The 23,157-nt window shown below is 73.2% G+C and carries 19 protein-coding genes; 6 read left to right on the top strand and 13 right to left on the bottom strand.

Translation table 11 applies throughout. The features are described 5' to 3' along the window. Nucleotides 1-111 precede the first annotated feature (111 nt). The 3 genes from ACSUPR_RS26965 to ACSUPR_RS26955 form a co-directional block, all read right to left on the bottom strand. Entirely contained in the window at nt 112-1,710 is a 1,599-nt protein-coding gene (locus ACSUPR_RS26965; RefSeq protein ID WP_436887557.1) for an ABC-F family ATP-binding cassette domain-containing protein, read from the bottom strand. A gap of 222 nt (nt 1,711-1,932) precedes the next feature. After that, on the bottom strand, nt 1,933-3,297 hold the full coding sequence (locus ACSUPR_RS26960) for an AI-2E family transporter (RefSeq protein ID WP_436887555.1): 1,365 nt from the start codon (nt 3,295-3,297) through the stop codon (nt 1,933-1,935). Nucleotides 3,298-3,420: 123 nt separating this feature from the next. Next, entirely contained in the window at nt 3,421-3,828 is a 408-nt protein-coding gene (locus tag ACSUPR_RS26955) for a YccF domain-containing protein (protein WP_436887553.1), read from the bottom strand. Between the two features lie 956 nt (nt 3,829-4,784). Here ACSUPR_RS26955 and ACSUPR_RS26950 point away from each other — a divergent pair. Next, nucleotides 4,785-4,997: a WhiB family transcriptional regulator gene (locus ACSUPR_RS26950; protein WP_014913398.1), complete on the top strand. Its 213-nt coding sequence runs from the start codon at nt 4,785-4,787 to the stop codon at nt 4,995-4,997. Nucleotides 4,998-5,129: 132 nt separating this feature from the next. Here the strand turns inward: ACSUPR_RS26950 and ACSUPR_RS26945 are convergent, their stop codons facing one another. Next, complete coding sequence (locus ACSUPR_RS26945; protein ID WP_436887552.1) at nt 5,130-6,437, bottom strand: phosphoribosyltransferase family protein; 1,308 nt, start codon at nt 6,435-6,437, stop codon at nt 5,130-5,132. Between the two features lie 127 nt (nt 6,438-6,564). Then, the gene (locus ACSUPR_RS26940) at nt 6,565-7,125 is read right to left on the bottom strand and encodes a GNAT family N-acetyltransferase (protein WP_436887550.1); all 561 of its coding nucleotides are present in this window, start codon (nt 7,123-7,125) and stop codon (nt 6,565-6,567) included. A 296-nt stretch (nt 7,126-7,421) separates the two neighbouring features. Between ACSUPR_RS26940 and ACSUPR_RS26935 the strand changes: the two genes are divergently transcribed. Continuing rightward, nucleotides 7,422-8,615, top strand: a complete 1,194-nt coding sequence (locus ACSUPR_RS26935) for an MFS transporter (RefSeq protein ID WP_436887549.1) — start codon at nt 7,422-7,424, stop codon at nt 8,613-8,615. 119 nt (nt 8,616-8,734) lie between these two features. Here ACSUPR_RS26935 and ACSUPR_RS26930 read toward each other — a convergent pair whose 3' ends face one another. From ACSUPR_RS26930 to ACSUPR_RS26910, 5 genes are all read right to left on the bottom strand, one after another. Further along, nucleotides 8,735-9,442: a DNA primase gene (locus tag ACSUPR_RS26930; RefSeq protein WP_436887547.1), complete on the bottom strand. Its 708-nt coding sequence runs from the start codon at nt 9,440-9,442 to the stop codon at nt 8,735-8,737. Nucleotides 9,443-9,472: 30 nt separating this feature from the next. Further along, on the bottom strand, nt 9,473-10,912 hold the full coding sequence (locus tag ACSUPR_RS26925; protein WP_436887546.1) for a hypothetical protein: 1,440 nt from the start codon (nt 10,910-10,912) through the stop codon (nt 9,473-9,475). 585 nt (nt 10,913-11,497) lie between these two features. Further along, a complete protein-coding gene (locus tag ACSUPR_RS26920; protein ID WP_436887544.1) occupies nt 11,498-12,256 on the bottom strand; it encodes a hypothetical protein in 759 nt (252 codons plus the stop codon). 5 nt (nt 12,257-12,261) lie between these two features. Beyond that, complete coding sequence (locus tag ACSUPR_RS26915; protein WP_436887542.1) at nt 12,262-13,080, bottom strand: hypothetical protein; 819 nt, start codon at nt 13,078-13,080, stop codon at nt 12,262-12,264. Between the two features lie 159 nt (nt 13,081-13,239). Then, nucleotides 13,240-14,250 (bottom strand): YihY/virulence factor BrkB family protein, encoded by a 1,011-nt coding sequence (locus tag ACSUPR_RS26910; protein WP_436887541.1) that lies wholly within the window; start codon nt 14,248-14,250, stop codon nt 13,240-13,242. A 423-nt stretch (nt 14,251-14,673) separates the two neighbouring features. On the opposite strand from ACSUPR_RS26910, the gene ACSUPR_RS26905 reads away from it, so the two are divergent. From ACSUPR_RS26905 to ACSUPR_RS26890, 4 genes are all read left to right on the top strand, one after another. Continuing rightward, on the top strand, nt 14,674-16,371 hold the full coding sequence (locus ACSUPR_RS26905; RefSeq protein WP_436887539.1) for a nitrite/sulfite reductase: 1,698 nt from the start codon (nt 14,674-14,676) through the stop codon (nt 16,369-16,371). Between the two features lie 74 nt (nt 16,372-16,445). Then, entirely contained in the window at nt 16,446-16,640 is a 195-nt protein-coding gene (locus ACSUPR_RS26900) for a hypothetical protein (RefSeq protein ID WP_436887537.1), read from the top strand. Nucleotides 16,641-16,642: 2 nt separating this feature from the next. Continuing rightward, the gene (locus ACSUPR_RS26895; protein ID WP_436887535.1) at nt 16,643-17,344 is read left to right on the top strand and encodes a phosphoadenylyl-sulfate reductase; all 702 of its coding nucleotides are present in this window, start codon (nt 16,643-16,645) and stop codon (nt 17,342-17,344) included. A 19-nt stretch (nt 17,345-17,363) separates the two neighbouring features. Continuing rightward, nucleotides 17,364-18,152, top strand: a complete 789-nt coding sequence (locus ACSUPR_RS26890) for a sirohydrochlorin chelatase (protein WP_436887533.1) — start codon at nt 17,364-17,366, stop codon at nt 18,150-18,152. Nucleotides 18,153-18,198: 46 nt separating this feature from the next. Here ACSUPR_RS26890 and ACSUPR_RS26885 read toward each other — a convergent pair whose 3' ends face one another. Genes ACSUPR_RS26885 through ACSUPR_RS26875 form a run of 3 tightly spaced genes read right to left on the bottom strand, consistent with a single transcriptional unit; the run spans nt 18,199 to nt 23,139 of the window. Continuing rightward, nucleotides 18,199-19,581 carry a lyase family protein gene (locus ACSUPR_RS26885; protein WP_436887531.1) on the bottom strand — a complete coding sequence of 461 codons (1,383 nt, stop codon included), beginning with the start codon at nt 19,579-19,581 and terminating at the stop codon, nt 18,199-18,201. After that, nucleotides 19,578-21,554, bottom strand: coding sequence for an FAD/NAD(P)-binding protein (locus ACSUPR_RS26880; protein ID WP_436887529.1), 1,977 nt, complete (start codon nt 21,552-21,554; stop codon nt 19,578-19,580). Before ACSUPR_RS26880 ends, ACSUPR_RS26885 begins: the two co-directional genes overlap by 4 nt. A gap of 13 nt (nt 21,555-21,567) precedes the next feature. Continuing rightward, entirely contained in the window at nt 21,568-23,139 is a 1,572-nt protein-coding gene (locus ACSUPR_RS26875) for a class I adenylate-forming enzyme family protein (protein WP_436887527.1), read from the bottom strand. Nucleotides 23,140-23,157: the final 18 nt, after the last annotated feature.

The raw sequence follows: 23,157 nt of genomic DNA, 5'->3' as shown, positions 1-23,157 counted from the left end.
CGTTTTCGGAACGCCGCAAACAAGGACCGAAAAGAGAAGGGGTGAACCTCCCGGGTCGCCCGGGCGTCCACCCCTCGCCCCGGGCCGCCCCGGGAACGCGGTACCGCGGTCTCAGGCCAGGGCGATCAGGTCCTCGAACTCGGCGTTCCACACGTCCTCGACCCCGTCGGGCAGCAGGATGACCCGCTCGGGCTGGAGCGCGTCCACCGCGCCCTCGTCGTGGGTGACCAGCACGATCGCGCCCTTGTAGTTGCGCAGCGCCGCCAGGATCTCCTCGCGGCTGGCCGGGTCCAGGTTGTTGGTCGGCTCGTCCAGCAGCAGCACGTTGGCGCTGGAGACCACCAGCGTCGCCAGCGCCAGCCTGGTCTTCTCACCGCCGGAGAGCACGCCCGCGGGCTTGTCCACGTCGTCCCCGGTGAACAGGAACGAGCCCAGGGTGCGCCGCGCCTCCACCTCGGGCAGGTCCGGGGCGGCGCTCATCATGTTCTCCAGGACGGTGCGGTTCACGTCCAGGGTCTCGTGCTCCTGGGCGTAGTAGCCCAGTTTGAGCCCGTGTCCGGGGACCACCCGGCCGGTGTCGGGGGTCTCGATCCCCGACAGCAGGCGCAGCAGGGTGGTCTTGCCCGCGCCGTTGAGACCCAGGATGACGACCCGGCTGCCCCGGTCGATGGCCAGGTCCACGCCGGTGAAGATCTCCAGCGACCCGTAGGACTTGGACAGCCCCTCCGCCATCAGCGGGGTGCGCCCGCTCGGCGCCGGGTCGGGGAAGCGCAGCTTGGCCACGCGGTCGGCCTGGCGCACCCCGGCCACACCGCCCATGATGCGGTCGGCCCGGTTGAGCATCTGCTGGGCGGCGCGCGCCTTGGTCGCCTTGGAGCGGAACCGGTCGGCCTGCTTGCGCAGGGTGTCGGCCTGCTTCTCCGCGTTGGCCAGCTCCCGCTTGCGCCGGCGCTCGTCGGCCTCGCGCTGGGCCAGGTACTGCTTCCAGCCCATGTTGTAGATGTCGATGACGCTGCGGTTGGCGTCCAGGTAGAACACCTTGTTCACCACCTGGTCGACCAGGTCCACGTCGTGGCTGATCACGATGAGCCCGCCCTGGTGGGACTTGAGGAAGTCGCGCAGCCAGACGATGGAGTCGGCGTCCAGGTGGTTGGTGGGCTCGTCCAGCAGCAGGGTGTCGGCCCCGCTGAACAGGATGCGCGCCAGCTCGATGCGGCGGCGCTGGCCGCCGGACAGGGTGCGCAGCGGCTGGGCCAGCACCTTGTCGGGCAGGCCCAGGCTGGAGGCGATGGCGGCGGCCTCGGACTCGGCGGCGTACCCGCCCAGCACGTGCAGGCGCTCCTCCCAGCGGGCGTAGGCGCGCACGCCCTTGTTGCGGGTCTTGGTGTCGGCGCTGGCCATCTTCTTCTCGGCCTCGCGCATCCCGCGCAGGGCCTCGTCGATGCCGCGGGCCGACAGGATGCGGTCGCGGGCCAGCACCTCGAGGTCTCCGGTGCGCGGGTCCTGGGGCAGGTAGCCGATGCTCCCGGACGAGGTGACCGTGCCGCCGGTGGGCAGGCCCTCGCCCGCCAGCACCTTGGTCATCGTGGTCTTGCCCGCGCCGTTGCGCCCCACCAGCCCGATGCGGTCCCCGGCGGCGACGCGGAAGGTGGTCGGCTCCAGCAGGAGGCGAGGACCGACGCGCAGTTCGAGGTCGGTGGCGATCAGCATGATGGGGCTTCCTACGAGGTGGAGACGGGTGGGGCGGCCGGGCGCACCGGTCCGGCGCGGGTGCGCGGACGGGGGGCGGGGGCGGGCGGCCTCGGGGCCGCCCGATCCAGCCTAACGGCAGTGCTCGGGGAGGCCGCCAGGGGTTTTCCTCCCGGACGACGGCGTCCCCGTCCTGTCGAACAGGAACGGGGACGCCGGACATTCCCGGAGCGCGGTCCGTGATCAGTCGTCGGAGGCGGTCGCCGGGGGCTCCTCACTCCTGCCTGGCTTGGCCGCGGGCTCCCCCGGGGAGGGGGTCGAGGGCAGCGCGGCCGGCTTCCTCCCGGCCTTCTCCTCCGGCGGTCCGGGGTCGTCGGACACGGATGCCCCGTGCCTCTCCTGCGGCACCGTGGGCAGGTCGCGCAGCAGGGCGGCCAGCACCGCGGCCACCGGGGTGGCAAGGAACATACCGGGGACGCCGCCCAGGACCGCGCCGACCGAGATCGCGATGAGCACGATCGGCGAGGGCAGCTCCAGCGCCTGGCCGTAGATGCGCGGCGCGAAGACGTTGCTCTCCAGCTGCTGGATGAGGATCACCCAGCCGAGCACGACCAGGGCCCAGACCCAGTCCACGGTCACGAACGTCACCAGGACCGCGACCAGGCCGCTGAGGAAGGCGCCGATGATGGGCAGGAACGCGCCGATGAAGGTGAGCACGATCAGCGGGATCGCCAGGCTGGGGTCGAGGACGAACAGCAGGAGGAGCCCGATGCCGATGGCGTCGATGGCCCCGACCGCGGCCACGCCGCGCACGTAGTTGCCCATCACCCGGTAGGCGACCTGTCCGCCGTGGTGCAGCCCCGAGCGCGAGCGCGCCGGGATCAGGGTGAGCAGCCAGTCCATGAGCAGGTCGCCGGAGTGCACGAAGTACACGGTCAGGGCGATGATCAGGACGATGCCGACCAGGATCGAGATCACGGCGGCGCCGGCGGTCCAGGCCCCGCTGATGAGCTGGCTGCTGTTCTGCTCGATCAGGTCGGTGATCTGCCGGGTGGCGTCGGCGATGATCTCGTCGAAGTCGAACAGCTCCGGGCTCAGCCCGAAGGGCAGCTGGAGTTCCTGGAGCGCCTCCAGGCCCTCGGTGAAGCTGTCCACCAGGGCCTGCGACCCCTGGACGGCGGGCATGATGATCAGCGTCAGGACGCCGCCGAAGACGATGAGCGCCACCACGATGGAGATCGTGGTCGACAGCCCGCGCCCCAGCCCCCTGCCGCGCAGCCAGTTGGCCAGCGGCATGAGCAGGGCGGTGATGAAGACGGCGAGGACCACCGGCAGGGTGACCACGGACAGGTAGACCAGCGCGTAGATCAGCAGGCCGGCGACGACGCCTATGAGCAGCATCCGCCAGGCGACGTCGCTGACCGTGCGCAGCAGGTCGGGCTTGGTGGCGGCGGCCTCGGCGCGCGCCGCCTCCTCCTCGGCCCGGCGCCGGGCCTCGACGCTCTCGCGTTCCTCGGCCTCCAGCCTGGCGCGGCGCTCCTCGCGGGCTCTGCGCGCGGCGAGCCACTTGTTCAGGAGGGCCCACACTCCCGGCCGTTGGGCTTGCACATCGGCTCCATTCTCACTGCTGCATGTGCCCCCTCGCCGGGGTGGGAGGGGTGCACGGGGGTTCTGTTGGTGGTGATGCGTCCTGGGCCCGGGGGGTTCGCACCCATCGGCGTGAGAACGGCGTCAGAACTGCCAGGGTTCCCGGGGTCGGCCGCTCTCCACGATCTCGTTGCCGAAGGGGGCCAGCGCGACCGGGATCATCTTGAGCGACGCCCAGGCCATGGGGATGCCGATGACGGTGACGGCCAGGCCGATCGCGGTGGCGATGTGCCCCAGGGTCAGCCACCATCCGGCGACGATCACCCAGATGACGTTGAGGACGGTGCTGCCCGTTCCCGCGCCGGGCCTGCGCACGAGTTCGCGGCCGAAGGGCCACAGTGCGTACCCGGCCATCCGGAAGGAGGCGACGCCGAAGGGGATCGTCACGATGAGGATGAAGCAGATGATCCCGGCGAAGGCGTAGCCCACCGCGAGCCAGAAGCCCGCGACGAAGAGCCAGATGATGTTGAGGATGAACCGGAGGAGGCCCACGGCGTCCGAACTCCTTGGTGGTGGGTGCGGGAAGGCGCCCCGGTCTCGGGGGCGTCCTTCGATTTCTATCGCGTGTGACGGCCGTTCACCACGACCCGTTCCCACTGCGCGCCCCTGGTCCTTCCCCTAGGGGCCCGCCCGTCACCCACCACCACCCTCGACCGACGGCCCCCGGCCACAGCACCCCGCCCGTCACCCACCACCACCCTCAACCGACGCCCCCGGCGCAGCACCCCGCCCGTCACCCACCACCACCCTTGACCGACGCCCCCGGCCGGCCCTGCGACCCGTCGCCCCCGCTTTCGGAGGGCGGCCGTCGGCGGGCGCTCCTCCCCCGGCCGCCGCCCCGGGGGCGTCGACGGAGAGTGAGGACATACGGTCGCGCCCAATCGCGGTGACCTGCCGTGTCCGCAATGTGATCGGCGCATCACGGGGAGCCCCTAGGCAGGAGGGACATCGCGCCATACGATGTGCTGTGTCCTTCGCGAGGCACTCGTTCTTGCGATAAGCGACGAACTCGGACAAACGACCGGAGATCAGCCCCCAGGCATCGGTTTTCGGTAACGGTTGGGCGAGAAATTTCCCCACCCCCCGTGCACGATCGGGAGTGGGGATGGCATGATTACGTACCGGCTCGGACGGATGGCCGTCACCGCCTCCGAGAGCCGTTCGCGTGAGAGCACACCCGCAGTCGACGACCGTCACCGCATGGTCGCGTGCTTCTCGTGGTCTCAGCCACACCGGGGAACATCGCCTGTACCGTTCGGCGTTTGCGTCGTGCGGGGTCACTCACGCCGCATGACCGACTTTTAGGTGACTGAAGCTTTTTCCGACAGCTTACTAGTGATTTCAGTAGAGGTGGTTCAAGCATGTCTCAGGTACGTCGGCAGGCCGCGCTGCGCCCCCGCCCGAGCTGGGGGTGGCAGGATGCCGCCGCGTGCCGGGGCGAGGACCTTGTGCTCTTCTTCGGCCCGGACGGCGAACGCCAGCCGGAGCGGGAGATCCGCGAGCGCAAGGCCAAGGAGATCTGTGCGGCCTGCCCGGTTCGAACCGACTGCCTGGACTATGCGATCTCGCGTCCGGAGAAGTACGGGACCTGGGGCGGTCTGAACGAGGACGAGCGAGCCTCCGAGCGCCGTCGTCGTATGCGTCGCGCCAACGCCGCCTGATCCAGGCACCCGCGCACCGCGACCCGGTCGATCTTCTCCTCGGCGGCCCCGGCCCCGTGCGAAACCCGCGTCACCCCGACACCCGTTCGGCGGTGACGCGGGTTCTTCGTTCTCCGGGCCCGGTTCCGGGCCTCAACCGCGCCGACCCGGCAGGTACCGGTCGAACCAGTCCTGTGTCTCCACCGCGACCCGCCGCCACTCCTGGGCGCCCCGGAGCAGTTCCTCGGCGCCCGACATCACCTTCAGGTCCGTGGGCCCGCCCATACGCCCCCTGGCCCACTCCCCCAGTTCGCGCACGAACGAGTCGCGGCTCTCCAGCAGGACCAGGACCGGGGCCCGCACCTCCGGCAGTGCGGGCGCGGCCAGGTCGATCCGGCCGCCGTGCACCACCACCGCCGACACGTCGCCGGGCCGCAGCGCGGCGGTCGCCAGGGCGGCCGGGGCCGCCGCCCCCGAACCCAGCACCCCCACCGGCTCGCTGGCGGCGTCGGTGGCCCGGCGCAGCCAGGTGACGGCCGCGCTCAGCCGGTCGCCCAGCACCTCCGTCGCCGCGCCGCCGCCCACCGAGGAACGCTCGTCCCCCACCAGCAGGTCCAGCATGAGGGTCGCGTAACCCCTCCGCTGGAGCACCGAGGCGATCGCCCGCCACCGCGGATCGCCGCGGGCCTCCCCGAACGCCAGCACCACCGCGCCGCGCAGGACCGCCGGCAGGGTGAGGTCGGCGTCGAGGTAGACGTCGCCCGCGCGCACCCGGACTCCCCGGGCCGTCCCCGGCCTGCTGTGGCTGCGCCCCACCTCCGACATGATGGCGGTGACGTGCCCGTCGGAGAGCTGGCCGAAATCGCGGTACCACTCCCCCACCGCGCGGAAGTTGTCCGGGACGCCGAGCACCACCACGGCGTCGGCCTCCTCCTTGAGCATCGCGATCGCCTCCCGGGAGGCCACCGGGACGGCCAGCACCAGCTGGGCCGGACCGGCCTGGCGCACCATGCGCAGGGCGGCGCGGGCGGTGCCGCCGGTGGCCACCCCGTCGTCCACGATCACGCAGTCGCGCCCGGCGATGCGCGGGGGCGGGCGCTCCCCCCGGTAGACCCGGCGGCGGCGGTCGAGTTCGGCGCGCTCGGCGTCCACCGTCCCGGCCAGGGCCTGGCGGGGCACCCGCATCCGGGCCAGGGCCCGGTCGTCGAACAGGACCCGGCCGTCCTCGGCGATCGCCCCGACCCCGAACTCGGGGCGGCCCGGCAGGCCGATCTTGCGGACGACCAGGACGTCGAAGTCGGCGTCGAGGCGGCGGGCCAGCTCAGCGCCCACCGGGACCCCGCCCCGCGGCAGGGCCAGGACCAGGGGGTCCTCGACCGCATAGGGCCGGACCCGCTCGGCCAGGCGGCGCCCCGCTTCGGAGCGGTCGGTGAAGGGCAGGGAAACGGGTACCGGATTCATGTGCCTCACCGGCGCCGGGCTCGGGCGCCGCTCCTCTCGCCGTCTCGAAGGAGCCGATGGAAAAGTGGTACCGGACATACCCCGGTAGGCGGGGGTCGCAACCCCGGCCGCGGTCAAAACCCCCGGGTCAGGAGCTGCGGAACCCGTTCCTGAGCACCGCCATGAGCAGGGCGTCGTGGCGGCGCCCCTCCCAGAGCAGGGAATCGCGCAACCGCCCCTCCACGGAGAAACCGCAGGAGCGGTACACCGCGATGGCCCTCATGTTGAAGGCGTAGACGTGGAGCCACACCCGGTGCAGCCCCACGTGCTCGAAGGCGTACTCCAGCACCATCCGGGTGGCCTCCCGGCCCAGCCCCCGGCCGGCGAACTCCAGGGCGGACAGGGCGATGCGGTATCCGGCGCTCTCGTTCTCCGGTGCCACCGAGTACAGGGACAGCTCGCCCAGGTAGCGGCCGTCGCCGGAGGCGGTGATGGCGAGGTCCAGCCGGTCGGGGCGCCGGGGGCGGCTGCGGCACCACTCCCGGGCCTCCTCGTAGGTGATGTGGTGGTGGGTCCCGGTGAGTCTGCGGATCTCCTCGTCGAGTCCCGCCGCGAAGTAGGCGTCCGTGTGCTCGGGGCCCAGGGGCACCAGGTGCACATGCTTTCCTTCGAGTGTGGGCTTGTCTCGCAGCGCGCTCGCATTGATCATGGGCTCTTCCGGTTCCGCCCGGACGCCGCGTGGCGACGGCCGGGTCGAGGGAGTCGGCATCGGGGGCCCGTGCCCTGCGCGTGAGCGGGTCGCTGGGGCCGGGACCGGAGTCGGCGGGGACCTCGTGCGGTCGTGGGGGTGCTTCCCGGTTGCGGAGCAGAGCCTCCATGTAAATCGGGACGACGGCGGATGGCAAGCCCCGTCGGGCGATCGCGGGTGCCGGGAACGGGATGGCCTGGCACGGACCGGAGTCGATAGCATCCGCGGGCATCGAACGGCCACTCCGCGGGAGACCCATGAACAGCCCCAGGACCACAGCCCCGCCCGCGCAGGTGCGCAAGGCCAGGCTCGCGGTCTCCACCCTCTTCTTCGTCAACGGCTTCACGTACACGAACGCGGTCCCCTGGCTTCCGGCGATCAAGACCGGGCTGGGGCTGAGCAACGCCGAACTCGGGCTGGCGATCGCGGCGATGCCGACGGGGGCGATCCTGACCGGGATGCTCGCCGGACCGCTGATCCACCGGTTCGGCAGCGGCCCCACCGCGGTGGGGACCAGCCTGCTCTCGCTGGGGGCGCTTCCGTTCATCGCGCTGGCGCAGAACTGGTGGGCGCTGGCGGGGGCCCTGTTCGTGATGGGATGCGCGGACGCCTGGACGGACTCGGCGCAGAACTCGCACGGGCTGCGGGTGCAGCGGCGGTACGGCCGGACCATCATCAACACCTTCCACGCCGTGTGGAGTCTGGCGGCGGTCTCCGGCGGCCTGCTCGGAGCGGTCATGGCCGGTTCGGGGGTGCCGATCCTGTGGCACCTGGGCGGCACGGCCGTGGTGCTGGTGGCGGTGAACCTGACGGTGAGCCGGATGCTGCTGCCCGGTCCCGAGGACAGCGAGCGCGCCGACGGTGCCGGGACGGCCGACGGCCGACGGCCGCGCATGCCCGGTCGGGGGGTGCTGCTGCTCGTCCTGCTGGGTGTGCTGCTGATGCTGGCCGGGGGCATCGAGGACTCCGCCGCCTCCTGGGGCGCGGTGTACATGGCCGACGAACTGGACGCCCCGCTGTTCCTCGCGGCGATGCCGTTCGTGGCCTGCCAGGCGATGATGGTGGTGGGCCGCCTGCTGGGCGACCGGGTCACCGACCGGTTCGGCGCCGCGACCGTGGGCCGGGCCTGCGGGCTGCTGGCCGCGGGCGGGGTCGCGCTGGCACTGGCGCTGCCGCACCAGGCGACGACGGTCATCGGGTTCGGGGTGATGGGCCTGGGGGTGTCGACGCTCTTCCCGCTGACGCTGGCCGCCGCCGGGAACGTGCCCGGGGTGCGCACCGGCGACGGGGTGACCGTGGTGGGGTGGCTGGGGCGCGCGGGTTTCCTGGCGTTCCCGCCGGCGGTGGGCCTCATCGCGGACGCGACGTCGCTGGGGACGGCGCTGTGGGTGATCGCGGCCGCCGGGGTGTGCGCGTTCCTGCTCGCGCCGGTGCTGCGTCCGCGGGTCTGAGAGCGGCCCCGGGGGTCGGGGGAACGGTGCGGGCCCCCGGACGCCGAAGCGTCCGGGGGCCCGTGCACGTGGTCCGCGACCCGTGGGGCCGCGGCCGGCGGGTGTGCCGATCCGCCTTGTTACTCGGCCGCCAGCGGGGAGGGACGACGCGCGCCCGCCCACAGGGCGAGGGCGCCGATGCCCGTGACGATCGCGCCGCCCAGGACGAAGCCCTCCATGTCGACACCGGTGGTCGGCAGGGTCGGGGTGGACCCGCCGCCGGAGGTGCCGGCGGCGCCGGCGGTCACCGGGCTGGTGCTGCCGGGGGTGGTGGTGCCGGGAGCCTGGCTCTCGTCACCGTCGCCGCCACCGGGGTTGGTGCCGGGGTCGCCGCCCTCACCCGGGTCGGGACCCGGGTCGGGGTCGGGGTCCGGGTCCGGGTCCGGGTCCGGGTCGGGGTCAGGATCCGGGTCCGGATCGGGGTCCGGGTCGGGGTCAGGATCCGGGTCCGGATCGGGGTCCGGGTCCGGGTCGGGGTCCGGATCGGGGTCCGGGGGAGGCGTCTCTCCCTCGTCACCGCCAGGCGGCGGGTCCGTGGGCGGAGGCGTCTCTCCTTCGTCACCGCCAGGCGGAATGTCGTACGTGATGGCGTCGACGACCTCTTGGACAACGTCGGTGACGACCGGAACCTCAGGCAGGACCTGGGGCTCGGTGACCTCCGCAGCCGCGCCGGGCGCGGCCTCGGGAGCGGTCTCCTCAACGGTCTCGGCGTACGCCGGACCGACGGAGAACCCGGCCATGAACAGGCCGGCCGCGGTCACGGTCAATGCCCGCTTCTTGGGGGACATCCCACTCCTTTCTTCTTTTATCGGGGGTGATCACTGAGAGGGGATGGCATAGAGGTGGTCCTCGTGGACCACGATGGCGTTGCCGCCGAGCAGGCCGACGGGCTGGGCCGAGGCCGGGTCCGGCTCGCGGACCTCGCCGGCGGCGTCCACCGCCACCGGGGTCCCGTCGAGCTGGCCGAACACCGTGGAGCCCACCGCCATCTGCGGCTCGAACCCGGGGACGACCGCGGTGTCGCCGCTCTCGGGGTCCATCACGACCGGACCGTAGGAGACGACGTCGGTACCGATGGGACCGGAGCGGTGCCGCACGCCCTCCAGGTCGGCCGGGTCGATCTCGGCGGCGCCGATGACGGAGCCGTCGCGGCTGTCGTGGAAGGCCAGCACGGCCCCCTCGCCGCGCAGCGGCTCCCAGCGGATGATCACGTACTCGCGCAGGGCGGTGACCACGGCCTCCATCTCACCGGCGTTCTCCGGACGGCGGGCGGTGACCTCGGCGACCTCCCCTTCGGGGTCGACCCAGGTCCAGGCGCCGGTGCGGACCGCGGTGAGCACCTCGGGGCCCTCGGCGAGCATCGGGGCCGCGCCCTCGGGGACGTCCACCGGTTCCAGCTCGCCGCCGGTCGGGATGAGGGCGTCCTCGCCGCCGCGGACGAGTGCGGAGGTGCCCACGTACTGGGTGGAGGCGTCCTCGGGCAGGGTGATGCTGCTGTGCGCGCCGCCCGCGACCGGCCAGAACCACAGCGTCCCGGTGGTCTCCATGACCACCGCCTGCTCGCCGTCGTAGTCGACGAACCGGGGCGGGCCCAGGAACTCGGCGGCGGCGGCCGGGAGGGCGGCCGACCACAGGCGCTCCCCGGAGGCGTCGAACAGGGTGAGCCGTTCGTCGGGGCCCGTGAACGCCATGAGTCCGCCGTCCCGTGAGACACCGGGCTGGCTGCCGGGGGCGAGCTCCTCGGAGAACTGCACCGTGTCGCCGTAGCCGGGCGGTGCGGGGTGGCCCAGCACCTGTGCCTCGGTCGTGGTGGTCTGCGCGGCGGTGTCGTCGCCCGGGATCAGGTTCCAGGCGGCGATACCGGCACCGCCCAGGAGCACCAGGGCGAGCAGGGCCGCACCCGCGATGACCAGGCCCCGCCTGCCGCGCCGGGAGCCGGCCGGTGTCGGCGGACGGGCCGCGGCCGGTGCGGCCGCGGAGACCGGCGGGAGCCGGTCGGCGGCCTGGACGACGCCGTCGGGGGTGGCGACCAGGTTCCAGTAGCCGTTGCTGTCGCGGGCGTCGATGAGCACCGGCTGGCCGATCCTGGCGGCGTAACCGGTGGCGACGTCCAGAGCCGCGCGCCGGGTCTCCTTGGGGACGCTGCCGGTGACGACCTGGCGCTGTCCCTCGATGACGATCTCGGCGCTGCGCTCGTCGGGGGCGATGGCGATGACGGCGGTGGGCCGGGGATGCCCCGGACGGGACGCCCGGCTCATGGTGCCTCCGAAGGCATGGGAAGGGTGGACCTGTTCGTGTGCGGATGACGGGGAACGTCGGTCGGGGGCGGCGGGACCGGGCCCGGGGTGTCACCGAGCGCCGGTGCCGACGTACGCAAAGTCAATGCTGAACGCGATGATACTGATCGTGACGGACACGGCCCACCCGGGTACGGGCGGCCGGTGGCGGACACGGCGCGCTGTGCGGTCAACGGTGTTCCCGCTCCCCTTCCCCTGACCTGGCATGTCTTCGGAAACCCGGAGGGCCGCTCGACCCGCCCTTCCGGGACCACCTCCATGTGGACACGCGGATGTGTCGATGAGTTCACACCGTAATTGGCCGAATCCGGCCACCCGACCACCACGGTTCACGCCTGGCTCTGGTCCCCCGTGGACACCGTGACGTGCGGAACCGGGTGGGAGAGGCCTCCGGGCGGGCCGGGGGTCGCGATGGTTTCGACCGTGAAGTGCACGATACCGGCAGGTACGACCGAAAAGGCGCACGAAGGGGCGCCACTCCATCGGATGCGAGCGGTGTGCCCGCCGGCACCGGACGGCGGCCGCGGGCGGTACGGGCAGGCGGGTTCATACGGCGTGCTCCTGCCGCGGCGCGGGCGGGTTCCAGGGGGCGACCCGGCCGGACGCCGTGACGAAGAGGTGGACGGTCCTCCCGGGCACCGCGGCGAAGGGGAGCGGCGAACCGGCGAGCAGGTGGCCGGAGGAGGTCCAGGCCGTGTGCTCGCCGGGCGGCAGGCCGATGACCAGGGTCTCCCCCGGCGCGATCGCACCGACCGGGGCACCGTCCACCTCCAGCGGGTGGTCGGTGAGGGCGTCCAGGTACGCCGCGGGCCGGTGGACGACCACCGGGACCCAGCCGGGCGGCATCCGGGCCGGATCGCGCAGACCGAGGAGTCTGGGCGCCTCCCGGCCGCCGCCCGCCGTTTCACCGGGGCGCCGGGAAAACTGCCACAGCAGGGCCGCGAGAGCCGCGAGCCCGAGGGCCTGAGCGGTCACGAGCAGGGGCAGCAGGCCCCAGCCGCCGTTCAACACGGTGTACCAGAGACCGAGCGGCAGGAACACGGCATGGCAGAGGACCAGGCACAGCATCCCCGGAACGATCGCCGCGATGGTCCTGGCCTCGGAGGAAACGCCTCCGGTCCGCCTCCTCACCAGGGGCGCGGTGAAGAACACGGCCACCACCAGCAGGAACGAGCCCAGATACACCCCGGCCCCGGCGGTGATCGCCCGTGCCGCGGCGTCCATGGAGGAGAGGACCGAGGTGTGCAGGACCGTGCCCGAGAGCGCGCACAGCGTCGCGGCGGGGAACCACCGCACGTCCTTCACGGGTCTCACCTTCCGGACCGGGGCTCGGGGGCGGGCTCCGCGGCGGGCTCGCCGGGAGTGAGGAGGATGTGCTCCTCCGGTCGGGGCGTGTGCCCGGCGTAGGGGACGCCTCCGGGGCCGCCGGGTTCGACGGTCAGGTGGGTCACGGTGTCCGCCGCGGCGGCGACCGTCACCGGGGCGCCGGTGCGGCGGCCGAGGCGGCCGCGCACCCGGTGCCCTCCGGGCGGCAGGCCGACCACGAGCGCCTCGCCCGGGCCCACCGTTCCCACCCGGTCGCCGTCCACGTGGATCCGGTAGTCCGCGCCGGCGTCCCGGATACCGCGTTCGGGCCGGTGGACCACCAGAGTCGCCCACCCCGCGGGGACCTCCTCCGGGGAGCGCAGGCCGACGATCTTGGGCCCCGTCAGCAGCGGCTCGGCCAGGGACTCGGCGAACTCCCTCCGCTCCCGCCGCGCGCGGGCCACCGCGAGGGCGCAGCCCGCCAAGGAGACGAGTGCGAGGGGCAGCAGGCTCGGGGAGGGGTCGGGCAGCGTGAGCACCACCGCCGCCAGCAGGTTCAGCCCGATGACGGCGAAGTCCGTCCGCGGCCGGTCGGTGAACGGCCAGGGCATGGCCCCCGTGTGCAGGCGTCGGTGCTCCCCCGGTGCGAGCTCCGGGTCGGCCTCCGCGGCCTGGGCGAGCGCCAGGCCCAGGAGGAGGGCGGGCAGCACCGTGGCCGGCCACGGGACCGTGGCGGAGAAGAAGGCGCGGAAGGACGCGGCCAGCATCACGGCGGCCAGGGCGGCCGCCATCGCGATCAGCCGCGACCACTGGGAGGTCTTCACCGGCGGCACCGCCGGACGGGGGCGGGGGTCATGGGGGACGGACCTTTCCAGCCGCCGGGCGCGGGGCGGCGGGGGCGCGGCCCGCCCGCCGGAGGCACCTCGAACATACCCACGCGTCGCCGGGTTCCGGTATACGGCGTAGGCGGTGACCGGAACCGGTCAGCGGTTCCCGCTCTCGACGATGGTGTCGATGACCGCCTGCTCGCGCCGGCGCACCAGGCGGTCGGCGCGCTCCAGGCGGCGGTTGGCGATGTCGGCGCGGGCCGCGGCGGTGCGCGCCGTGGGCCACATGGCGTCGATCTCGGCGTTGAAGGACGAGCCCACCAGCACCGCGACCGCCATCACGAACAGCCAGGCCAGGATCGCGATCGGCGCGGCCAGCGAACCGTAGAGGTTCACCTGCCCCAGCGAGGCGTCCAGGTAGGCGCGCAGCCCGATGGACCCGGTGATGAGCACCGCCGTCGCCAGCAGCGCCCCCGGCAGGTGCCGCCACAGCGGGGTGCGCACCGGGATGCTCAGGGCGTAGAGCATCGTCACGGCGGTGGTGGCCAGCACCGCCACGGTCGGCCAGTACAGCAGGTTGAGCCGCCCCACCGTGATCGGCAGCAGGCCGTGGACCAGGTCGGGGCCCGCGACCAGGACCGGCAGGACCAGCAGGGCGAACGCCAGCCCGCCCAGGTAGGCCAGGAACGCCAGCACCCGCTGGACGAACCAGCCGCGCAGCTCCTGGAGCCCGTAGGAGATGGTGATGGAGCGGATGAACACGTTCATCGCCCGCGACCCCGACCACAGCGACACCAGGAACGTCACCGACAGCACCCCGCCCTGGACGCCCTGGAGGAGGTCGTCCACCAGCGGTGCCACCACGCTCTCGACGGTGTCGGGCGTGAGGATCTGTGCGGTGCTGTCCAGGATGAGCTGGCGGATCTCCTGCACCGTCCCCTCCCCCAGCACCGGCGCCAGCGGCACCAGCGCGCCGAGCAGCCCGAGCAGCAGCGCGGGCAGGGAGATCAGGGTGAAGAAGGCGGATTCGGCGGCCAGCCCGACGACCCGGTCGCGGGAGAAGGCGCGGATCGTGCGCAGCACGAGGAGCAGGCCGCCGCGCAGCGCGGGGCGCCGTCCCAGCCAGGCGTCGGTGATCCGCCAGAGCCCCTCCCAGAAACCCACCACGGGGAGAACGTTAGCGGTACGGGGCTCGGCACCGGGGCCGCGGAGCCCCGGGCGGCCGGCCTGCGCCGCCCCGGGTGAGTGACGTGACTCACTCCGGGGCCCTCCACAGCCGCCTGGACAAAGGCCGCGGGCACATGACATTCTCATTTCATGATCGCTGCCCTGGACCCCATGCTCTGCGTGCGTCGCCACGTGGACTTCCTTCGGGTCCGCAGTGCCATCTGTTGCAGCGTCGGTTAATCTCGCCGCCTTTTTGACGCACCCCAGGGGTGCGCGCGGCACCGGCGCTCTCCCCTTTTCTTCGCATCCCACACACGCGGATTCCGACCCGTGGCACCTGCACGACGAAGTGCGGCGCCGACGGGCCGGTGGTGCGGGCGCCGGGGTCGTACGGACCCCGTGACCCCATCGGAGACACCCGCGATGCCTCCCTCTTCCGCGCAGAACGGTCGGACGGCGACCGCGGCCAAGCCGCGTCGCCGCCGCGGTGAGGGCCAATGGGCCCTCGGCTACCGCGAGCCGCTGAACAAGAACGAGGAGAACAAGAAGAACGACGACGGACTCAACGTCCGCGATCGGATCATCAACATCTACTCCAAGCGCGGCTTCGACTCGATCGATCCCGCTGATCTGCGCGGCCGTTTCCGGTGGTTCGGCCTGTACACCCAGCGCGCCCCCGGCATCGACGGCGGCAAGACCGCCATCCTGGAGCCGGAGGAGCTGGACGACCGCTACTTCATGCTGCGGGTGCGCATCGACGGCGGCCAGCTGTCGGTGGCCCAGCTGCGCGCCGTCGCGGGGATCTCCCGCGACTTCGGACGCGACACGGCCGACATCACCGACCGGCAGAACGTCCAGTACCACTGGATCCGGGTCGAGGACGTGCCGGAGATCTGGGAGCGGCTGGAGGCGGTGGGCCTGTCCACCACCGAGGCCTGCGGTGACACCCCCCGCGTCATCATGGGCTGTCCGCTGGCCGGGGTGGCCGAGGACGAGGTGCTGGACGGGACGCCGGAGATCTTCCAGGTCTACGAGGAGCACATCGGCAGCCCGCTGTACTCCAACCTGCCCCGCAAGTTCAAGACCTCCATCGCGGGCTGCTCGGTGTACTGCACCAACCACGAGATCAACGACGTCGCGTTCGTGGGCGTGCGCAACGAGGCCGGTGAGGCCGGGTACGACCTGTTCGTCGGCGGCGGCCTGTCCACGAACCCGATGTTCGCCCAGCGGCTGGGCGCCTTCGTCCGCCCCGACCAGGTGAGCGAGGTGTGGGCGGGGGTCTGCTCGATCTTCCGCGACTACGGGTACCGGCGGCTGCGCACCCGCGCCCGCATCAAGTTCCTCATCAAGGACTGGGGCGCGGAGAAGTTCCGGCAGGTGCTGGAGGAGAAGTACCTGGGGTACGCCCTGCCCGACGGCCCCGCCCCGGTGCTGGACGAGGGGCTGCGCCGCGACCACGTGGGCGTGCACCGCCAGCGCGACGGCAGGTTCTACGTGGGCTTCGCGCCCCGCGTGGGCCGGGTCTCGGGCACCTCGCTGGCCCGGATCGCCGACATCGCCGAGGAGCACGGCTCCGACCGCATCCGCACCACGGCCGACCAGAAGCTCGTCATCCTCGACATCGAGGAGGACCGGGTCGAGTCGATCACGGCGGCCCTGGAGGCGGAGGACCTCCAGGTGCGGCCCAGCACGTTCCGCCGCCAGACGATGGCCTGCACCGGTATCGAGTTCTGCAAGCTGGCGATCGTGGAGACCAAGGGCCGGGCGTCGACCCTCATCGACGAACTGGAGCGGCGGCTGCCCGACTTCACCGAGCCGCTGACCATCAACCTCAACGGGTGCCCGAACTCGTGCGCGCGCATCCAGGTCGCCGACATCGGGCTCAAGGGCCAGCTGGTGATGAACGAGCGCGGCGAGCAGGTGGAGGGCTACCAGATCCACCTGGGCGGCGGCATGGGCCTCGACGCGGCCTTCGGCAAGAAGATCCGCGGCCTGAAGTCCACCGCCGACGAGCTGCCCGACTACGTCGAGCGGGTGCTGCGCCGGTTCCAGGAGCAGAAGAAGGACGGGGAGTCGTTCGCGGCCTGGGTGGGCCGGGCCGACGACGGCGACCTGAAGTAGTCCCGGGCGGGCCGGGCGTCCCCGCCCGGCCCGCCCCCACCATCCGCGACATCCCCGATTCGAGGAGGTGCGCCGTGTCCGAGAGGGCCGCACCCTACTACTGCCCCTACTGCGGAGACGAGGACCTGGTGCCCGAGGAGGGCGCCCCCGTCAAGGGCGAGGGCTACCCCTGGGCCTGCCTTTCCTGCGCCCGTGTTTTCCGCGTCAAGTACGTGGGCCTGCGCTCCGCCTCGCTGGGCGGCGCACCCTCCAGACCGACGGAAGGGTAGGAATGAACGCCACCATCACCCCTGTGGGCGGCCCCGAGCTCGCCGAGCGCGCGTCGCGCGAGCTGGAGGAGGCCACCGCCCCCGAGATCATCGCGTGGGCCGCCGAGACGTTCGGCGACGGCCTGTGCATGACCTCGTCCATGGCCGACGCCCTCATGGTCGACCTGGCCTCCAAGGTGGTCCCCGGTATCGACGTGATCTTCCTGGACACGGGCTACCACTTCGCCGAGACCATCGGCACCCGCGACGCCGTGGCATCGATCTACGACATCACCCTGGTCAACGTCGAGCCGACCCGCACCGTGGCCGAGCAGGACCTGGCGCTGGGCCCGCGGCTGCACGGGCGCGACCCCGGCATCTGCTGCCACCTGCGCAAGGTGGAGCCGCTGCAGAGGGCGCTGGCGCCCTACAGCGCCTGGCTGACCGGGCTGCGCCGGGAGGACTCGGCGACCCGGCGCGACACCCCGATCGTGCAGTGGGACCGGCGCAGGCGGATGACCAAGGTCAACCCGATCGCCCGGTGGACCCAGGAGGAGGTGGACTCCTACATCGAGGAGAACGGCGTGATCGTCAACCCGCTCCAGTACGACGGGTACCCCTCCATCGGCTGCGAGCCGTGCACCCGCCGGGTGGCTCCGGGCGAGGACCCGCGCAGCGGCCGGTGGGCGGGCAGCGGCAAGACCGAGTGCGGGATCCACCTGTGATCCCGGGAGGGCGGCGAGGATGAGCGGATCGCGGCGGCGTACGCCGGGGACGGGCGCACCGGTCGTGCCGGGTGTTCCGCTGCTGGCGGTCGCGCACGGCAGCCGGGACCCGCGGTCGGCGGCGGCCGTGGAGGCGCTGTTCGAGCGGGTGCGCGCGCTGCGGCCGGGGGCCGACGTGCGGGTGTCCTACCTGGACCACACGGCCCCGTCGGCGCAGGACGCCCTGGCGGCGCTGGCCGCCGGGGGCGCGGGCGAGGCCGTGGTGCTGCCCGCCCTGCTGACGGCGGCCTACCACAGCAAGGTGGACCTGCCCGGGGTGCTGGCGCGTGCGCGCGCGGCCGAGCCTTGGCTGCGGGTGCGCTACGCCGACACGCTCGGCCCGCACACGGGCCTGGTGGCGGCGGCGGAGCGGAGGCTGGCCGAGGCCGGCGCGGCCCCGGGCCCCGACACCGCGCTGGTGGTGGCCTCGGCGGGGTCGAGCGACCCGGAGGCCAACGCGACGGTGGAGTCCGTGGCCGCGGAGCTGGCGGCGCGCGGGCCGTGGCGGGAGGCGGTGGCGGCGTTCGCGTCGGCGGCGCGTCCCACCCCGGCCGAGGCGGTCGCGGCGGCGTACGCCCGGGGGGCGCGGCGGGTGGTGGTGTCCACCTACCTGCTGGCCCCCGGGTTCTTCGCCGACCGGGTCCGCGAACAGGCGCTGGCCGCGGGTGCCGCGGTGGTGTCCGAGGCGCTGGGCGCGGCGCCGGAGCTGGCGGAGATCGTCTGGGAGCGGTACGGGGCGGCCCTGGCGGCACGGCACGCGCTGGTCTAGGGCACAGGAGCGGGGCGGGGTCCGGCCGGGCCCCGCCCCGCGCCTGTCACCGGTCGCCCAGGGCCGTGTCCACCAGGGCCGCGGCGGCCCCGGTGTAGTCCCGGGGGTCGCACAGCTCCCGGAGCAGCGCGGCCGGGACGTCCTTCAGCTCGTCCTCCTCCGCGAGGATCCGGGCCAGGGGGCGGCCGTCACGGGCGGCCTCGGCCGAACAGCGTTCGAGCAGGCGGCGCGCCGGGCCGCGGCCCAGGCGGGGGGTGAGGAACGCGGCGACGCGTTCGGCGGAGACGGCCGAACCGGTCAGCCCGAGGTTGTGCTCGGCCTTCACGGCGTCGACGTCCATACCCCCGACCAGTTCGACGAGGGTGTGCGCCGCTCCCCCGGTGAGGCGCAGGCATTCGCGCAGCGGCATCCACTCGGCGTGCCACGCCCCGCCGGAACGCTCGTCCTCGGCGAGCATGCACCCGGTCAGCCCCGCCGCCAGTGCGGGCACCTGGAGCGCGGCGCTGCGGACCATGGTGGCGAGCACGGGGTTGCGCTTGTGGGGCATGGCCGAGGAGGCCCCGTGTCCCGATGGTCCGGGCTCGGCGACCTCGGCGACCTCGGTCCGGGACAGGTTGATCACGTCGACGGCGATCTTGCCCAGGGCTCCGGCCGTGAACGCCGTGACGGCGGCCAGGTCGGCGATCGGGGTGCGCAGTGCGTGCCAGGGCAGGACCGGGGCCGCCAGCCCCGTTTCCCTGGCGAACTCGCCGACCAGGGCGGCGGTGTAGGCGCCCGGGGACTCGCGGTCCCTTTCGGAGGCGTACTCCAGGTACCCGGCGAGTGTCCCCGCCGCCCCGCCCAGGGACACCGGAAGGCCGCCGTCCAGCAGCCGCGCGACCCGGGCACGGGCGTCCTCGACGAGCCGGAACCAGCCCGCGGCCCGCAGGCCGAGGGTGGTGGGCACGGCGTGCAGGGCCAGGGTGCGGGCGACCGCGGGGGCGTCGCGGTGGCGCCGGGCGAGTGCGGCCAGGTGCGCGGAAGCGGTGCGCAGGTCCTCTCCGACGGCCTCCAGGGCACGGGAGGCGACCAGCATCGCCCCGGTGTCGAACACGTCCTGGCTCGTGGAGCCCCGGTGCACGTACTCGGCGGCCTCGGGGGCGCGCTCGGCCACGATCCGGGTCAGCTCCCGGACCAGTGCCACGACCGGGTTGGCGTTCTCACGGGCGGCCACCGCGATGGCGGCCGGGTCGAAGTACTCGGCACGGGCCGCCCGGGTGATCTCCGCGGCGGCGGACTCGGGCACCGTGCCCAGACGCGCCTGGGCGCGGGCGAGGGCGGCTTCGGCGTCCAGCATGGCCTGGAGCCAGGCCCGGTCGGAGACGAGGGACTCGACCGGGGTGCCGGCCCGGACGGGTGACAGCAGACCGGTGTCCGCGAGCGGGTTCATACGATCACTCCGGTCAGGTGGTCGGCGGAGCCGGAACGTGCGACGGAGGCGGGGGCGAGGTCGAGGACGGCGCGGGCGATGGCGTCGGAGTCCCCCAGCGTCACCGAGTCCACCCCCGGGCGGATGCCCGCCGCGGTGACCCAGTGGACCGCCTCGGTGGGGACCCCGTAGGCGAACCTGCGGGGGTGGGCCCTGCCCCGCGCGTCGATGGTCCGGTACGGGCGCCCGGTGACCGCCAGGCCGCCGGTCTCGAGGGGAGGCGCACCGTTGACGGCGATGCGGTGCGTGGAGATCTGGTCGCTTTCGAGCAGGTGGCGCATCAGGGGGTCGGCGGTGCGGCGCAGGTCGGGCTCGGGCAGGCGGGCCTCGATGAGCACCTTCGAGCGCACGGGCGGTCCGGGCGCGCGGGTGGAGCGGGCCACGAAGTCCGGGGCCGCGGTGTCCAGGCGCACCTGGGTGCCGGGGCCGAGGATCTCCACGACGCCCGCCTCGATGAGGGCGATCAGCTGCCGGACGCGGGAGACGGGGGGGCCGATGGAGAGGTAGGCGTTGAGGGGGGTGTACCAGCCGTCCAGTTCGTCGCGGTGGGAGATGCCCTCCAGCCCACCGTGGTCCACGGCGAGCCGGACCTCGTTGCGCAGGTCGCGCAGAACGTCCAGGGCGGCCTTGGTCGGGTCCTCCACGTTCCCGCGCAGGGCCATCCGGACGTCCTCGCGCAGGTGTTCCAGCAGCCAGGCCCGGAAAGCGGCGCGGTCGGCGAAGTCGCGGCCGGCGCAGGGGTTCGCCACGCGGCCCCAGTCCCACCGGTCCCGGGGGGCGATCCGGTACTCGTCCAGGAGCGCCTCGGGTTCGGCGGCGGTGAGGTAGCGGGAGACGAACTCCTCCTCGTCCGTACGGCCCCGGGAGCGCAGGAGGGTCCCGTAGTAGACGGACTCCACCTCGCGGGCGATGAAGGGCCACAGGTCCCGTTTCATGCCCAGCCCCCCGGTCGCCCTGGCGCGCATGCGCTCGACGCGCTCGGCGGTGAGCAGGCGCGGCAGGTACCGCCCGGAGGCGCCCTTCTGGTTCTCGCCCCGCGCGTGGTAGGGCACGCCCCTGCGGGAGAAGGCGTACAGCTTCGGCTCCTCACCACCGGGCAGGTAGACCAGGCGGCCGTCCCTCTCGCGGTAGGAGCCGCCGCGGCCCTCCGTGAACAGGGCCATGTGGTCGAAGAAGTTCAGGCCCAGCCCCCGCAGGAGGACGGGGGCCCCGCCGGGCACCCGGGTCGTGTCCACGTCGGCCGGGTTGGCCGGGGGGATGTGGGTGAGGTGGTGGATCCTGGCCAGGCTGGCGGTGCGCGCCTCTCCTGGGCCGAGCCGCACCGGCAGGTGGCCCAGGGCCAGCACGATCGCGTCGAGGTGGTCCAGGCGCACACCGTTCTCCAGGCGCAGGCCCTGGGGGCCGTCCGCGAAGCCGCGGGTGTCGGCCATGGCGACGGCCCTGGAGCGGTGCACCCTGATCTCCACGTGTCCGGGGGCCCCGGCCGTGATCCTGTCGAGGCAGGCCTTCAGGTAGTGGCCGTAGAACGCCCTGGTGGGGTAGGAGTCGGGGCCGAGGCGGCGGGCCTCGTCCACGGTCCGCGCGTCGTGTCCGCCGAAGAGCGCGACTTCGCGGGCCCAGTCCGCCAGGGACGGTCCCGGCTCGACGGGCCCGTCGATGTCCGCGCTCTCGTCGGTGAACACCGTCACCTGCGAGGCGACCGTGTTCATGAGCAGCACACGGGACTGGTCCGTGCGCCACACCGCACCGGCCCCCGCGGGGTGCGGGTCGATGAGGTGGATCCTGACGTGCGGACGGGAGGGCCGCGCCCGCTCGTTCGCGCAGAGCCGTTCGACCACCGACAGACCGCGCGGTCCCGCCCCGACGACGCCGACCTCCAGCCGGTCCGCGTCCACCCGGTGCCGGGACGGGACCCCGTCGGTACCAACGGTCATGTTCCCTCCTCCTTCACCCGGCACCGTGGCCCGACTTGAGCATTTCGACCAGCTCGCGCCGCTTGATCTTGGTGGTGGCGGTCTGGGGCAGGTCCTCCAGCCGCCAGTGGAGCGGCGGTTCCATGGCGGGCAGGTCCGCGGTGGCCGCCCGCCAGGCGGTCTCGTCGAGCGGGGAGTCGCCGCGGGTGCACACGACGGGCACCGGCCGCCCCTCCGGGGAGGGGACGATGATGACCTCGACGAGGTCGGGGAGGCGGTCGAACAGCCGGTCCTCGATCTCCAGGGTGCTGTCGACGCCGTCGATCTCGTCGATCTCGCGGTCCAGCAGGTGCAGGCAGCCCCACTTGCTGAGGTAGCCCACGTCTCCCATACGCCACCAGCCCCCGTTGACCTGCTTGCGCCAGCGCTCGTGCTCACCGAGGTAGGTGACGATGCGGCCGTCGCTGCGCACCTCGATGTGGCCGGGCGAGGTCCGGGTGGGGGGCCGGCCGTCGCGGGAGACCACGCGGACGTCGGTCATACCGGGGAAGGGGCGGCCCACGCAGCGGCCGTCGGCGTTCGCACCGCGGGCTCGGGTGTAGGTGCGGGCGGCGATCGGCCCCACCTCGCTCTGGCCGTAGGCCTGGGCGAACAGGGGGAGGTCGCGGTGGGAGGCGCTCAGCATCCTCTGCACGGTGCGGGGGTGGATGGCGTCGAAGGTGCTGCTGAAGTACTTGACGTTGGCCAGTGGCCGGCGGGGGTCGTCGGCGAGCGGCTCCCAGCGCAGGAAGGTGTTGGGGTGCGCCTCGATGAAGCCGGGGCGCACCCGGGCGAAGAGCGCGGCCACGTTCTCCTCGTCGTCGTCCCGCAGGATCACGAGGGGGTGCCCCTGGAGGACGGAGATCGGCATGGCCGTGTACATCCGCGAGTGCACGAAGGAGACGTGGATGGCGATGGGTTCGCGGCGGCGCACCGCGGCCCCCACCACCAGGCTCTGGGGACGGTAGCGCGCCTGGAAGGTCCGGCCGGTGTGCAGGGCCAGTTTGGGCAGACCGGTGGTGCCGGAGGTGTGGGTGACCATCGTGGGGTGGTCGGGCGGCATGGTGACGGGACGGACCCGGGCGACGCCGGCGAGGGAGGCCAGGGACACCGCGCCCTCGTACTCCCCCGCCGCGAGCAGGACCCGCTCGCTGAGGTCGAACACCTCGGCGGGCAGCTCCTTCTCCAGCTTGGCCTGGTCCGTGAGGAGGTAGGGCCGGTCGACCCGGTGCAGCAGCGCCGCGACGGTGGCGCCGTCGAGCTTGGGGGACAGCATGACCGGGATCGCGCCGATCCGGGCGGTGGCACAGGCCAGCAGGGAGATGTCGAAGGCGTCGGACTTGTGCACGACGACGTGGTCTCCGGGGCGGACCCGCAGGGACCACAGCCGCGAGGCGAAGTCGTCCACCAGGTCCGCGATCTCGGTGAGGGTGAGTCGGCGCCCCCGCTCGGGCGCGATGTCCAGTTCGTGGTCGAGGATCACGGGGTTGGCCGGGTAGCGGGACGCCGCCCGATCGAAGAGGGTTCCCAGTCGGATACCCCGGTTGGCTATGCGCTGAAGGAACACGGCTCGTCCGTTCTGTCG

This window comes from Nocardiopsis dassonvillei, assembly GCF_964273065.1.
Lineage (GTDB): Bacteria > Actinomycetota > Actinomycetes > Streptosporangiales > Streptosporangiaceae > Nocardiopsis > Nocardiopsis dassonvillei_B.
Note: the sequence above shows the minus strand (reverse complement) of the source record. Positions and strands in the feature narration are given on the sequence as shown.